Annotated in this window: 13 protein-coding genes; 8 read left to right on the forward strand and 5 right to left on the reverse strand. The window is 62.4% G+C overall.

Features of this window, described 5'->3' with window-relative positions:
• The first annotated feature begins 5 nt into the window (after positions 1 to 5).
• The 7 genes from argB to PQR67_RS26260 all read left to right on the forward strand — a co-directional run bounded on the left by argB (position 6) and on the right by PQR67_RS26260 (position 7,323).
• A complete protein-coding gene (gene argB / locus PQR67_RS26230; protein ID WP_028197732.1) occupies positions 6 to 905 on the forward strand; it encodes an acetylglutamate kinase in 900 nt (299 codons plus the stop codon).
• A gap of 208 nt (positions 906 to 1,113) precedes the next feature.
• Entirely contained in the window at positions 1,114 to 1,905 is a 792-nt protein-coding gene (locus tag PQR67_RS26235) for a pyrimidine 5'-nucleotidase (RefSeq protein ID WP_408465580.1), read from the forward strand.
• Positions 1,883 to 2,557, forward strand: coding sequence for a nucleoid occlusion factor SlmA (slmA, locus tag PQR67_RS26240; protein ID WP_408465582.1), 675 nt, complete (start codon positions 1,883 to 1,885; stop codon positions 2,555 to 2,557). Before PQR67_RS26235 ends, slmA begins: the two co-directional genes overlap by 23 nt.
• 308 nt (positions 2,558 to 2,865) lie before the next feature.
• Positions 2,866 to 4,011 carry a homoserine O-succinyltransferase MetX gene (metX, locus tag PQR67_RS26245; protein ID WP_408465584.1) on the forward strand — a complete coding sequence of 382 codons (1,146 nt, stop codon included), beginning with the start codon at positions 2,866 to 2,868 and terminating at the stop codon, positions 4,009 to 4,011.
• Complete coding sequence (metW, locus tag PQR67_RS26250) at positions 4,008 to 4,616, forward strand: methionine biosynthesis protein MetW (RefSeq protein ID WP_408465586.1); 609 nt, start codon at positions 4,008 to 4,010, stop codon at positions 4,614 to 4,616. The genes metX and metW overlap by 4 nt, the downstream gene beginning before the upstream one ends.
• 14 nt (positions 4,617 to 4,630) lie before the next feature.
• Positions 4,631 to 6,025 carry an AmpG family muropeptide MFS transporter gene (locus tag PQR67_RS26255; protein ID WP_408465588.1) on the forward strand — a complete coding sequence of 465 codons (1,395 nt, stop codon included), beginning with the start codon at positions 4,631 to 4,633 and terminating at the stop codon, positions 6,023 to 6,025.
• An 8-nt stretch (positions 6,026 to 6,033) separates the two neighbouring features.
• A complete protein-coding gene (locus tag PQR67_RS26260; protein ID WP_408465636.1) occupies positions 6,034 to 7,323 on the forward strand; it encodes a M48 family metallopeptidase in 1,290 nt (429 codons plus the stop codon).
• Between the two features lie 3 nt (positions 7,324 to 7,326).
• Here PQR67_RS26260 and PQR67_RS26265 read toward each other — a convergent pair whose 3' ends face one another.
• The 5 genes from PQR67_RS26265 to gatC form a co-directional block, all read right to left on the reverse strand.
• Positions 7,327 to 8,106, reverse strand: a complete 780-nt coding sequence (locus PQR67_RS26265) for an exodeoxyribonuclease III (protein WP_408465590.1) — start codon at positions 8,104 to 8,106, stop codon at positions 7,327 to 7,329.
• Positions 8,107 to 8,160: 54 nt separating this feature from the next.
• Entirely contained in the window at positions 8,161 to 9,000 is an 840-nt protein-coding gene (locus PQR67_RS26270; protein WP_408465592.1) for a PPK2 family polyphosphate kinase, read from the reverse strand.
• Positions 9,001 to 9,132: 132 nt separating this feature from the next.
• Entirely contained in the window at positions 9,133 to 10,608 is a 1,476-nt protein-coding gene (gatB, locus tag PQR67_RS26275) for an Asp-tRNA(Asn)/Glu-tRNA(Gln) amidotransferase subunit GatB (protein ID WP_408465594.1), read from the reverse strand.
• Between the two features lie 5 nt (positions 10,609 to 10,613).
• Positions 10,614 to 12,101, reverse strand: coding sequence for an Asp-tRNA(Asn)/Glu-tRNA(Gln) amidotransferase subunit GatA (gene gatA, locus PQR67_RS26280; RefSeq protein ID WP_408465596.1), 1,488 nt, complete (start codon positions 12,099 to 12,101; stop codon positions 10,614 to 10,616).
• A gap of 43 nt (positions 12,102 to 12,144) precedes the next feature.
• Positions 12,145 to 12,444: an Asp-tRNA(Asn)/Glu-tRNA(Gln) amidotransferase subunit GatC gene (gatC, locus tag PQR67_RS26285; RefSeq protein WP_120345797.1), complete on the reverse strand. Its 300-nt coding sequence runs from the start codon at positions 12,442 to 12,444 to the stop codon at positions 12,145 to 12,147.
• Between the two features lie 380 nt (positions 12,445 to 12,824).
• On the opposite strand from gatC, the gene PQR67_RS26290 reads away from it, so the two are divergent.
• The gene (locus tag PQR67_RS26290) at positions 12,825 to 13,868 is read left to right on the forward strand and encodes a rod shape-determining protein (RefSeq protein WP_004189550.1); all 1,044 of its coding nucleotides are present in this window, start codon (positions 12,825 to 12,827) and stop codon (positions 13,866 to 13,868) included.
• Positions 13,869 to 13,992: the final 124 nt, after the last annotated feature.

Here is a 13,992-nt window from a genome sequence, read left to right on the forward strand (position 1 = left end):
CCGCCATGTCCGAGCTTCCTGACCTTTCGCAGATCGCGCCCACCCTGAAGGCTGAAATCCTGGCCGAGGCGCTGCCCTACATTCGCCAGTATCACGGTAAGACCGTGGTCATCAAATACGGCGGCAACGCCATGACGGAAGAGCGCCTGAAGCAAGGCTTCGCGCGCGACGTGATTCTGCTGAAGCTGGTCGGTATCAATCCTGTCATCGTGCACGGCGGCGGTCCGCAAATCGACCAGGCGCTGAAGAAAATCGGCAAGCAGGGCACCTTCATCCAGGGCATGCGCGTCACCGACGAAGAGACGATGGAAGTCGTCGAATGGGTGCTCGGCGGCGAAGTGCAGCAGGACATCGTCACGCTGATCAACCATTTCGGCGGCCACGCGGTCGGCCTGACCGGCAAAGACGGCGGCCTGATCCACGCGCGCAAGATGCAGATGCCGGATCGCGATAATCCGGGCCAGTACGTCGATATCGGCCAGGTGGGCGAAGTCGAGGCGATCAATCCCGCGGTCGTGAAAGCGCTGCAGGACGACGCGTTCATTCCGGTGATCTCGCCGATCGGCTTTGGCGAAGACGGCCTGTCATACAACATTAATGCGGATCTGGTCGCGGGCAAACTGGCGGTCGTGCTGAACGCCGAAAAGCTTGTGATCATGACCAACATCCCGGGCGTGATGGATAAGGAAGGCAATCTGCTGACCGATCTGTCGGCGCGTGAAATCGACGGCCTGTTCGCAGACGGCACGATCTCCGGCGGCATGCTGCCGAAAATCTCGTCAGCGCTGGATGCAGCAAAGAGCGGCGTGCGTTCGGTACACATCATCGACGGGCGCATCGAGCACTCGGTGCTGCTGGAGATTCTCACCGAACAGCCGTTCGGCACGATGATCCGCTCGCATTGATTCCTGCCTCAAACCCGGCCCACACGGTACGCCAGTCAGGCGTGCCACGTGGGCCGTACAATTGCGCCACCGCGCCCAGTAGCGGTGCACAACGCGCCGCCCTCCGGCACAACAACACGTTCTCTTCTTCTATCGCCTTGCGCGTCGCGGACCGCCGTCAGCATTCGCCGCGTGAAGCGACTGCCTGCGCCTGAACGGCGTCCTTATCATGCGCACCCCCACTTCCCGACGCCGTCGTCCGCACATCGCAGGCGGCAGTCCGGTCTGGCTGTTCGATCTCGACAACACGCTGCACCATGCCTCGCACGCGATCTTTCCGGCGATCAACCAGGGCATGACGCAGTACATCATCGACACGCTGCAGGTCGACGTCGACGAAGCCAACCGTCTGCGTACCGGCTACACGCAACGCTACGGCGCGACGCTGCTTGGCCTGGCCCGCCATCATCCGCTCGACCCGCACGATTTTCTGAAAGTCGTCCACACGTTCCCCGATCTCGGTTCGATGATCCGCCACGAACGCGGTGTCGCGCGGCTTGTCGCCGCGCTGCCCGGCCGCAAGATCGTGCTGACCAATGCACCCGAGGCCTATGCGCGCGCGGTGCTCGCGGAGTTGCGCATCGAACGTCTGTTTGAACAGGTCATCGCCATCGAACATATGCGCGATCGCCAAAACTGGCGCGCCAAACCGGACCATGCGATGCTGCGCCGGGCGATGCGCGACGCGCGCGTTTCGCTCAAAGACGTCATCCTCGTGGAAGACACGCGCTCGCATCTGAAGAATTACCGGCAACTCGGCATCCGCACCGTGTGGATCACCGGCCATCTGCCGCGCAAACCACACGCGGACGGCATCCCGACGCGCCTGCCCGGCACCGGCCGGCCGCACTATGTCGATCGTTGCATTCGTTCGTTAAAATCGCTACGACTGGGCACCCGCTCGGTTCGATTGAAGGGACAGCAGACGGGACGCAGCCATGCAGCCGATCGACAAACCTGACGAAGCCGTAGCCGAACACGAACCCACCCCGTCGCCCGCCCCGCGGACGCCGCGCCTGAAGCCGGGCGAACGTCGCGTACACATCCTGCAGACGCTTGCCGCGATGCTGGAGGCGCCGAAGAGCGAAAAAATCACCACGGCGGCACTCGCCGCGCGGCTCGGCGTCTCGGAGGCCGCGCTATATCGCCATTTCGCCAGCAAGGCGCAAATGTTCGAAGGGCTGATCGAGTTCATCGAGCAGACCATCTTCGGCCTGATCAACCAGATCACCGACAAGGAAAGCAACGGCGTGCTGCAGGCCCGCGCGATCGCGTTGATGCTGCTCAACTTCCCCGCGAAGAATCCCGGCATGACGCGCGTGCTGACCTGCGAGGCGCTGGTCGGCGAGCACGAACGGCTGACCGAGCGGGTCAATCAGATGCTGGAGCGGGTCGAGGCATCGTTGAAGCAGTGTTTGCGCGTGGCTCAACTGGAAGCGAACGCAAGCGCCACCCCGCATGCGGCCCCGCTGCCCGCCGGCTACGATCCCGCGATCCGCGCGAGCTTGCTGCTGAGCTACATCATCGGTCGCTGGCATCGCTATGTGCGCAGCGGTTTTGCACGGCCGCCCGCCGAACATGCGGACGCCCAACTACTCCTGATTCTTCAGTAGTCCGCGCGGTGCGCGAGCTCGCAGCGGCGCCCGCGACGCTGCCGCATGAAATTTTCCGCTATACTTTGCGCCTGACCGCGGCTCGCCGAAACACCTGAGACCGCTGTCCAAAGCACCTTGAACACCTTGTACACGTACTATCACGCGCCGATTTGCTGACTCGATTGCGGGCGCGCGAACTGCCGGGAACGTTTCCCGCGGTTCACTATAAATGCGGCTAAAGAGGTCGTCAGCCGTGCACATTGCTTCTCCTCCGTGCCTCGCCGACGCCAATCTAGCCGCCCTGTATTTGCTAAACGGCGGAATGAATGGAATCGATCGGTATCGTCGCTCCCCAAAAAATGCATTTCACCGAGCCGCTGCTCATGCAGAACGGCAGCTCGCTGGCCGGTTACGACCTGATGGTCGAGACCTACGGCACGCTCAACGCCGCACGCAGCAACGCCGTGCTGGTGTGCCACGCGCTCAACGCGTCGCACCACGTGGCGGGCGTGTACGCGGACAATCCGAAAGACATCGGCTGGTGGGACAACATGGTCGGCCCGGGCAAGCCGCTCGACACCAACCGGTTCTTCGTGATCGGCGTGAACAACCTGGGTTCGTGCTTCGGCTCGACCGGACCGATGAGCACCGATCCGGCCACCGGCAATCCATACGGCGCGACCTTTCCTGTCGTCACGGTTGAAGACTGGGTGAACGCGCAGGCGCGCGTCGCCGATGAGTTCGGCATCACGCGCTTCGCGGCGGTGATGGGCGGCAGCCTCGGCGGCATGCAGGCGCTCGCGTGGAGCATGATGTACCCGGAGCGCGTGGGCCATTGCATCGTCGTTGCGTCCACCCCGAAGCTGTCCGCGCAGAACATCGCGTTCAACGAAGTGGCACGCTCGGCGATCCTGTCGGACCCCGACTTCCACGGCGGCAACTACTACGCACACAACGTGAAGCCGAAGCGCGGCTTGCGCGTCGCGCGGATGATCGGCCACATCACCTATCTGTCGGACGACGATATGGCCGAGAAATTCGGCCGTTCGCTGCGCCGCGCGGAAGGCGCCGTGGACGCGTACAACTTCAACTTCGACGTCGAATTCGAAGTGGAGTCGTATCTACGCTACCAGGGCGACAAATTCGCCGACTACTTCGACGCGAACACGTACCTGCTGATCACCCGCGCGCTCGACTATTTCGACCCGGCCAAAGCCTTCGACGGCGATCTGACCGCCGCCGTCGCGCACACCACGGCGAAATACCTGATCGCCAGCTTCTCGACCGACTGGCGGTTCGCGCCGGCCCGCTCGCGTGAACTGGTGAAGGCGCTGCTCGACCACAAACGCACCGTGACCTACGCGGAAATCGACGCGCCGCACGGCCACGACGCCTTCCTGCTCGACGACGCGCGCTATCACAACCTGATGCGCGCCTATTACGAACGTATTGCGAACGAGGTGAACGCATGAACCAGCGAGCACTCGATTATCTGGCGCTGCGCCCGGACTTCCGCGCGATCGCCCGCTGGGTCGAACCGCGCGCCACCGTGCTCGACCTGGGCTGCGGCGACGGCTCGTTGCTGTCGCTCCTGACCGAAGAACTGGACGTACAGGGCTACGGCATCGAAATCAACGACGCCGGCGTATTGGCGTCGACGCAGAACGGCGTCAACGTGATCCAGCAGAATCTGGAAGACGGCCTGCGTCTGTTCGAAGATCGCAGCTTCGATTTCGCGGTTCTGTCGCAGACGCTGCAAACCATCCATCAAACAGCCGCGATCCTGCGCGAGACGGTGCGGGTGGGCAAGGAATGCATCGTCTCGTTCCCGAATTTCGGTTACTGGGCACACCGGCTGTCGGTACTGAGAGGCCGTATGCCAGTGTCTAAATCGCTGCCTTACCAGTGGCACAACACGCCGAACGTGCGGGTGCTGACAATCAAGGATTTCGAGGCGCTGGCGCCGGAAGTCGGCATCGAGATTCTCGACCGCGTGGTGCTTCACGACGGCCAGGTGGTGCGATGGGGGGTGAACTGGCGTGGTAGTCTTGCGGTCTATCGCGTCAAGAAAAGCTAACACCACTTATCCACATGTCGAACCCGCCGCACGAGGCGCCTGCACTTACCGCTCACGAAGAACATCCCGGCTGGCGCGCGTTCCTGAATACGCGCATGCTGATCTGCGTCTTTCTCGGCTTCACGTCGGGATTGCCGCTGTTCACGCTCGTCTATCTGGTGCAGGCGTGGCTACGCTCCGAAGGCGTCAATCTGAAGGAAATCGGCCTTTTTGCGCTGATCCAGTTCCCGTACACCTGGAAATTCGTCTGGGCGCCGCTGATGGACCGCTACGTGCCGCGCTTGCCGGGCTGGCGTCCGGGCAGACGGCGCGGCTGGATGCTGGTCACGCAGATTCTGGTCGCGGGTGCGATTGCGACTTTGGGTTTCGTGTCGCCGCGCGATTCCATCTGGACGGTGGCCGCGTTGACGGCGCTGGTCGCGTTCTTCGGCGCGAGCCAGGACATCTCGATCGATGCCTACCGGCGCGAACTGCTGAGCGACACCCAACAAGGTCTCGGCAATGCGGTGCACGTGAACGCGTACAAGATCGCCGCGCTGGTGCCGGGGTCGCTGGCGCTGATTCTGTCCGACCATTTGCCGTGGACAACCGTTTTCATCGTCACGGCTGCCTTCATGGTGCCTGGCATGATCATGACGCTGGTGGTGCGCGAACCTGAGATACACGGCACGCCGCCGAAAAACCTGCGCGATGCGATCCTGCTGCCGTTCCGCGAATTTATCCAGCGCGACGGTTGGCGCGGCGCGCTCTTTGTACTGGCGTTCATCTTTCTGTACAAGCTCGGCGACACGATGGCAACCACGCTATCGACGTCATTCTTTCTCGACATCGGTTTCTCGCGCACGCAAATCGGTGTGATCGCCAAGACCACTGCGTTCGGCGCGAGTCTCGCGGGCGGGATCGTCGGCGGAATCTGGTTGATGAAGATTGGCATCGGCCGCGGGCTCTGGATCTTCGGCATCCTGCAGATGGTGTCCACGCTCGGCTTCGCATGGCTCGCGCATATTGGCCCAGCCTCGCCTGGATTGGCTGTCGTTTATGACATCGCGGTTGGGCTAAGCCAGGGTACGACGAAACTGCTGTCGGTGTTCGGCATCGACTGGACCGTCCAACTCGATCCGCGCTCGGTGGCGCTCGCGCTCGTCTACGGCCTTGAAACCTTTGCGACCGGCCTGACGATGTCTGCCTTCGTCGCCTATATCGCCAGCACCACCGACCCGCGCTACACCGCTACGCAGTTCGCGCTCTTCACGAGCCTGGCTTCGGTGCCGCGCACGCTGGCATCGGCGGCAAGTGGCTATGTGGTCGCGCGGATCGGCTGGTTCGATTATTTCATTGTGTGTACCGCGCTGGCGCTGCCCGGCATGCTGCTTCTGCTGCGCATCGCGCCCTGGAGAACCCGGTCGTGACGGTGCTCTTGCTCAAGCGCGTGGTGCGCACGGATTCGGATACCTCAGGGATAGCTTCGCCGAGGGCTAGCCGCGCGGCGCTGCGTACGGTCTTGGCGTTCGGTTGCGCGAGCCTCGCGCTGGGTGCGCCGCTGAGCGTGTATGCCGCGGCCCTGCCGGCCGCCGGCGCCAGCGCGCCGTCATCAGCGCCGACGCCGGCACCGGCACCCGCAGCGGCGCCGGCCGCAAAGTCAGCAGTCGGCGCGGCAAGCCCCGAAAGCGCGACATCGACGGCACCCGGCGCGAACAGCGCCACAAACGCCGGCAGCGCGCCCGCAGCCGCCACGCCGCCGGCCTCCGCCTCTACGCAGCAGTCACCCCCGGCACCGGTTACGGCAAGAACGCCTGCGGCTACTTCGGCACCGGCAACTGCAGCAAAAGCGCCTGCGGCCACGTCGGCGCCCACCGCAACGTCCAACGTCCCCGCGCCCCCAACTTACAGCGCGCCGAATACACAGTTGCGCTACGGCGGCTACCTCGTGTTTCGCAACCTGATCCCGTCGCCCATGCTCGAGGCGCAAGCCGCCCAGGAATTCAACGAGATCGTGTACGGCGCCGAGCACGCGAACAGTCTGTATGGCGACACCGACGCCCACGTCACGCGGGTACGGTCGATCGTCGACAAGCTGATTCCCTACTCGTTGAAATGGAACGAGCGGGCGAAGGGCTGGAAGTGGGATCTGGCGATGGTGCGTTCGCCCGATATCCGCATGTACTGCCTGCCAGGCGGCAAGATCGTTGTGTACAGCGGACTGCTCGATCGCGCGCGTCTGAACGACAACGAACTCGGCATGCTGATCGGTCACGAGATCGCGCACGCGCTGCGCGAGCATGCGCGCGAGCGGCTCGGCGAACTGCAGGCCAGCCAGCTCGACTCGTCCGGCACGATCCCGCAGCTCTTCGGGCTCGCCGATCTGGGCGCGGCGCCGCTCGGCATCGGTTCGCGCCTGCTGGAGATGAAGTACGAGAGTACCGACGAAACCGAGGCCGACGTGATCGGCAGCGATATCGCCTCGCGCGCCGGTTTCGATCCGCGCGCGGCCGTCACGCTATGGGACAAGCTGGCCACCGCGACGCGCAGCAACCGCGATCAGGGCTTTATCTACGTGCATCCCTACACGCCGTCGCGGCGCCAGGACATCATCAAGCGCTTGCCGGACATGCTGCCGCTCTACGCGAAGGCAATCGGCAAGAGCGTCGATGCGCTGCCGGACTATGCCGGCATGGGCCGCCCGCGCCGCAAACCGGTCACGGATTGACGCTTACTTCTTGAGCTTGTGGTCGTAATCGACCGTCAGCGGCGCATGGTCGCTGAACTTGATATCGCGGAACACGTCGGTGCGTTTCGCCTTGCCGGCGATGCCCTGCGTCGCGATCTGATAATCGATCCGCCACCCCACGTTCTTCGCATACGCCTGACCGCGGTTACTCCACCACGTGTACTGTTCCGGCCGCTGGTCGAGCGTGCGAAACACGTCGACGTAGCCGACCTCGTCAAACAGCTTGGTGAGCCACTCGCGCTCTTCCGGCAAGCAACCTGAGTTCTTCTGGTTGCTCTTCCAGTTCTTGATGTCGATCTCTTTGTGGACGATGTTCACGTCGCCGCACACGATCACTTCACGCTGCGCGGCCAACTCCGCGAGATGCGGCATGAACTCGTCCATGAACCGGAACTTGGCCTGCTGGCGTTCTTCACCGCTCGAGCCCGACGGCACGTACACCGAGATCACCGACAGTTTGCCGAAGCGCAATTCGACATAGCGGCCTTCGGGATCGAATTCCTCGCTGCCGAACCCGATCACCACTTCGTCCGGCTCATGTCGCGTGTACACGCCTGCGCCGCTATAACCCTTCTTTACCGCATGCTGAAAATAGCCGGTGAAATCGTGTGGCGACATGAACTCCGGCGTCAGATCGTCTTGCGAGCATTTGATTTCCTGCACGCACAGCACGTCGGCTTTCTGTTCGCCGAACCAGTCGAAAAAACCCTTCTTGGCCGCTGAGCGGATGCCGTTCAGGTTGGCGGTAATCACACGCAACATGTCGTTTCCTTTATGTTCAATTCGTTTCTGGAGCACGGGGCCTAAGGCACAGGGTCATTCGACCTTGATGCCCTTCAGCGATTCCTTGGCAGGCGGATACTCGAGCTTTAACGCTTCGAACGTGCGCAGCAACAACTCGGCAACCATCACATTGCGATGGGTCTTCGAATCGGCCGGTATCACATACCACGGCGCATAGTCGGTCGAAGTCACGGCCAGCGTCTCGCGGTATGCCGCCTGATATTTGTCCCACTGCTTGCGGGCTTCGAGATCGGAGACGTCAAATTTCCAGTGCTTGCTCGGATCGTCGATGCGCGCTTGCAGACGCTCACGCTGCTCGTCTTTCGAAATGTGCAGCATGCATTTGACGATGGCCGTACCGCTGTCGGCCAACAGCTTTTCGAACTGGCGAATGTGCCCACAGCGCTGCTCGAATGCTTCGGCATCCAGATTGCCCAGCACGGTCGGCACCAGCAAATCTTCGTAGTGGCTACGGTTGAAGATGGTCAATTCGCCGGCAGCCGGCGCCTGCGCATGCACACGCCAGAGAAAATCGTGCGCCAGCTCGACCGGTGTCGGCGCCTTGAACGCCACGATACGCAAACCAAGCGGATCGACCTCGTGAAACACCGCGCGGATCGTGCCATCTTTGCCGCTCGTGTCCATGCCTTGCAACACCAGCAATACCCGGCGTTTCTGCTGCGCGTGCAGGCATTCCTGCTGCGTGTCGAGGATCGCACCGATCTCCGACAACCGCGCCCGGTCGGCGTCTTTCGAACCGCTCGAAAAAGGTTTCGCGGCAGGGTCGAAAGCGTCGAGCGAGAATTTGCCGCTCTTCTTGCCGTCGTCGAAATACGGCACGCGGAAATCGTCGAGGTCGGGTTGCTTCGCCATTCACACTCCGTGATCTGCGTTCAGCGATATAAAAAAACGGGCCCGCAAAATGAAACGGGCCGTTGCCCCACTTTCGGTTCCGGCAACAGCCCGCGATGGCCGGCGCACTCGCACCGGTCACATTGCTTCAACTCAGGACAGCTTCTTCTTTAGCAATTCGTTGACCTGCGCCGGATTAGCCTTGCCCTTGGTGGCTTTCATCGCCTGACCGATCAGTGCGTTGAACGCCTTTTCCTTGCCAGCGCGGAATTCCTCAACCGACTTCGGGTTCGCGGCAAGCACTTCGTCGATGATCGCTTCCAGCGCGCCGGTGTCCGAAATCTGCTTCAACCCCTTCGCTTCAATGATGCGGTCGGCAGCGGCTTCGTCGGTGGCCTTCTCTTCCCAGATCGCGACGAAAATTTCCTTGGCGATCTTGTTCGAGATCGTGCCGTCGGCAATACGTTGCAGCAGCAGCGCGAGTTGCGCCGACGAAACCGGGCTCGCAGCAATGTCCAGGTCTTCGCGATTCAGTTGCGACGACACTTCACCCATCAGCCAGTTGGCCGCGACCTTGGCGTTCGCCGGGCCGACCTTGAGAACCACCGCTTCGTAGTACGCGGCCATGGCCTTGCTCGACGTCAGCACGTTCGCGTCGTAGGGCGTCAGGCCATATTGCGTGACGAAGCGCTGTTGAATCGCAACCGGCAGTTCCGGCATCTCACCCTTCACGCGCTCGACCCACGCGGCGTCGATCACGAGCGGCATCAGATCGGGATCGGGGAAATAGCGGTAATCGTGCGCGTCTTCCTTGCTGCGCATCGAGCGCGTTTCGCGCTTGTCCGGATCGTACAGACGCGTTTCCTGCACCACCGTGCCGCCATCTTCGATCAGCTCGATCTGACGACGCACTTCGTACTGGATCGCTTCTTCAAGAAAGCGGAACGAGTTCAGGTTCTTGATCTCGGCACGCGTGCCGAATTCCGCCTGACCGACCGGGCGCACCGACACGTTCGCGTCACAACGGAACGAGCCTTCCTGCATGTTGCCGTCGCAGATGCCAAGCCATGTGACCAGCGTATGCAGCGTCTTGGCATACGCGACAGCTTCAGCCGCGCTGCGCATTTCCGGCTCGGTAACGATTTCGAGCAGCGGTGTACCGGCACGATTCAGGTCGATACCGGTCATGCCCGCGAAGTCTTCGTGCAGCGACTTGCCCGCGTCTTCTTCGAGGTGGGCGCGCGTCAGGTTGACAACCTTCTCGTATGCTTCCTTGCCCGCCTTTTCGTTAGCCGGGACCTGAATCGTCACCTGGCCGCCCTGCACGACGGGGATTTCGTACTGGCTGATCTGATAGCCTTTCGGCAGATCAGGATAGAAATAATTCTTGCGCGCGAAAATGCTGCGCGGCGCAATCGTCGAGCCGATCGCGAGGCCGAGCTGAATCGCACGCTCCACGGCGCCACGGTTCATCACCGGCAGCGTACCCGGCAAGGCCAGATCAACGGGGCTGGCCTGCGTGTTCGGTGCAGCACCGAATTGCGTGGCGGTGCCCGAGAAAATCTTCGAATCAGTCGACAGTTGCGCGTGGGTCTCCAGACCGATCACGACTTCCCATTGCTTGGTCATGGTGCTCACACTCCTGCCGGCGCTTTGCGGTGCCAATCGGTCGCGCGCTGGAACGCGTCGGCCACTTGCAGCATCCGGGCTTCATTGAAATAGTTGCCGATGATCTGCAGACCCACCGGGCGCTGCGCATTCGCGCCCGCGCCGAAGCCGCACGGCACGCTCATGCCCGGCAAACCGGCAAGGCTCACCGACAACGTGTAGATGTCGGCCAGATACATCTGCACCGGATCGTCGCCCTTTGCGCCCAGGTCCCACGCCACCGACGGCGCCACCGGCCCCATGATCACGTCGCACTGCTTGAACGCTTCCTGGAAATCCTGCGCGATGATGCGGCGAATCTTTTGCGCCTGCAGGTAGTACGCGTCGTAGTAGCCGTGCGACAGCACGTAGGCGCCCACCAGAATGCGGCGTTTCACTTCCGGACCGAAGCCTTCCGCGCGCGACTTCTTGTACATGTCGAGCAGATCGCCGTATTCCGCCGCGCGATGGCCGAAGCGCACGCCGTCGAAACGCGACAGGTTCGACGAGGCTTCCGCCGGCGCGATCACGTAGTACACCGGGATCGACAGCTCGGTTTTCGGCAGCGAGACTTCCACCAGCGTGGCGCCGAGCGCTTCGTATTGTTTCAAGGCGGCGTCGATCGAGGCGCGCACGTCGGCGGCGAGGCCTTCGCCGAAATATTCTTTCGGCAGGCCGATGCGCAGGCCGGCGAGCGGTTTGTCCGCGCCATCCTCTTTCCACGTCTTGCCGATGTAGCGCGTGAAGTCTTCGTCTTCGCGCGTGAGACTGGTCGAATCCCGCTCGTCGAAACCGGCCATGGCGTTGAGCAGCGTGGCGCAATCCGCGGCGGTTTGAGCCATCGGGCCGCCCTGATCCAGCGACGACGCGAACGCGATCATGCCGTAGCGCGACACGCGGCCGTACGTCGGCTTGATGCCGGTGATACCCGAAAACGACGCCGGCTGACGAATCGAGCCGCCGGTATCCGTGCCGGTGGCAGCAGGCGCGAGACGCGCCGCGACCGCCGCCGCCGAGCCGCCGGATGAGCCGCCCGGCACAGCCAGACGATCCCACGGATTCTTCACGGGGCCAAAGTACGAATTCTCGTTGGACGAGCCCATCGCGAACTCGTCCATATTGGTTTTGCCCACGCACACCATGCCGGCGTTCTGCAGACGCGCGACCACCGTCGCGTCGAACGGGCTTTCGTAGTTCGACAGCATCTTCGAGCCGGCCGTGGAACGCCAGCCTTTGGTGACGAACACGTCCTTGTGGGCGATCGGCACGCCGACCAGCGGGCCGGCGTGGCCGGTCTGGAGCAGCGCGTCGGCCGCTTTCGCCTGCGCGAGCGTCAGGTCGGCGTCGACCTGAATGAAGGCGTTCAGGCTGTTGGCCGCGTCGATCCGCTTCAGATAGAGCTGCGCCAGTTCGACTGCCGAGCATTCCTTGGCTGCCAGTGCGGCGCGCAGTTCGGTCAAGCTTTTTTCATGCATTGCGTTTTATCCTGGGCTTGATTCGCGAGTCTAGGTCGATCACTTACTCGATCACCTTCGGCACGAGGTACAGACCGTCTTGCACGGCCGGCGCCGGGCGCTGGAAGGCTTCACGGTCGACCGTTTCGGTCACCGCGTCGTTACGCAGACGCAGCGCGACGTCTTCGATCTGCTCGATCGGGTGCGCAAGCGGGGCGATGCCGGTGGTATCGACCGCCTGCATTTGCTCGACGAGGCCGAAGAAATCATTGAGCTGGGCAAGCGTGTGCTCGGCGTCGGCTTCAGCCAGTTCGAGCCGCGCGAGGTGCGCGATGCGTTTAACATCGGTCAGGGTCAGAGCCATGCAGTCACCGGAAAATGTGGTGGACCGCCGCAGCGCGGGAAAAACGATGCTGCGACAGCGGGTTACGACACTGGAGGAAGACCTCGAAAAAGGGGCCAGCGGCGGCAAAAAGTGCCGTCCGTTTCCTTCAAAACATCCAAAATTATAAGGTATCATTACGCGTTCGACCCAAACCCGGACCGACTTACCAAGGCCTTTCTGAACAATTCCCAAAGATCGTTCGGATTTTTCTGTCTTGGCCTTGCACCGGCCTCCGGTAGACTCCCTCGCAGCTTCAAGTTCCTGTGGCGCCGCTTCCGCCCGGTTGAAGCTGTTATTTTTTCCGCTGCCGCCCTGCGCATTCGTTGTGAGGGCTGGCCCCAAGCGAGACAGGATTTTGAATGTTCGGTTTTTTGCGCAGCTACTTCTCCAACGACCTGGCGATTGACCTTGGCACTGCCAACACGCTGATCTACATGCGTGGCAAGGGTATCGTTCTTGATGAACCGTCGGTGGTCTCGATCCGCCAGGAAGGCGGTCCCAACGGTAAGAAAACCATTCAGGCCGTCGGCAAGGAAGCCAAGCAGATGCTTGGCAAGGTCCCCGGCAACATCGAGGCGATCCGCCCGATGAAAGACGGCGTGATCGCCGACTTCACCGTTACCGAACAGATGATCAAGCAGTTCATCAAAACTGCTCACGAATCGCGCATGTTCTCGCCGTCGCCGCGCATCATCATCTGCGTGCCGTGCGGTTCGACCCAGGTCGAGCGTCGCGCCATTAAAGAAGCCGCGCACGGTGCGGGCGCTTCGCAGGTCTACCTCATTGAAGAACCCATGGCCGCCGCAATCGGCGCCGGCCTGCCGGTGTCGGAAGCAACCGGCTCGATGGTCGTCGACATCGGCGGCGGCACGACCGAAGTCGGCGTGATCTCGCTTGGCGGCATCGTGTACAAGGGTTCGGTCCGCGTCGGCGGCGACAAGTTCGACGAAGCCATCGTCAACTACATCCGCCGCAACTACGGCATGCTGATCGGCGAACAAACCGCCGAGGCGATCAAGAAGGAAATCGGCTCCGCGTTCCCGGGTTCCGAAGTCAAGGAAATGGAAGTGAAGGGCCGCAATCTGTCGGAAGGCATTCCGCGCAGCTTCACGATCTCCAGCAACGAAATTCTCGAAGCCCTCACCGATCCGCTGAACCAGATCGTGTCGTCGGTGAAGATCGCGCTCGAACAAACGCCGCCGGAACTGGGCGCGGACATCGCCGAGCGCGGCATGATGCTTACGGGCGGTGGCGCATTGCTGCGCGATCTGGACCGCCTGCTCGCCGAAGAAACCGGCCTGCCGGTGCTCGTCGCCGAAGACCCGCTGACCTGCGTTGTGCGCGGCTCGGGCATGGCTCTCGAGCGCATGGACAAGCTGGGCAGCATCTTCTCGTACGAGTAAGCGAGCCCGTCTCCATGTCAGTAGCGCGGATCAGGCAAACGGCCCCTTGCGGGCCGGTTTGCCGTTGGCTGGGCCTGCCAGCCTCCGCGCGCTGAACGCGCGTCCCTCGCGCGCCGCCGTTTCA

The organism is Paraburkholderia fungorum, from assembly GCF_046026025.1.
Taxonomy (GTDB): Bacteria; Pseudomonadota; Gammaproteobacteria; order Burkholderiales; family Burkholderiaceae; genus Paraburkholderia; species Paraburkholderia fungorum_E.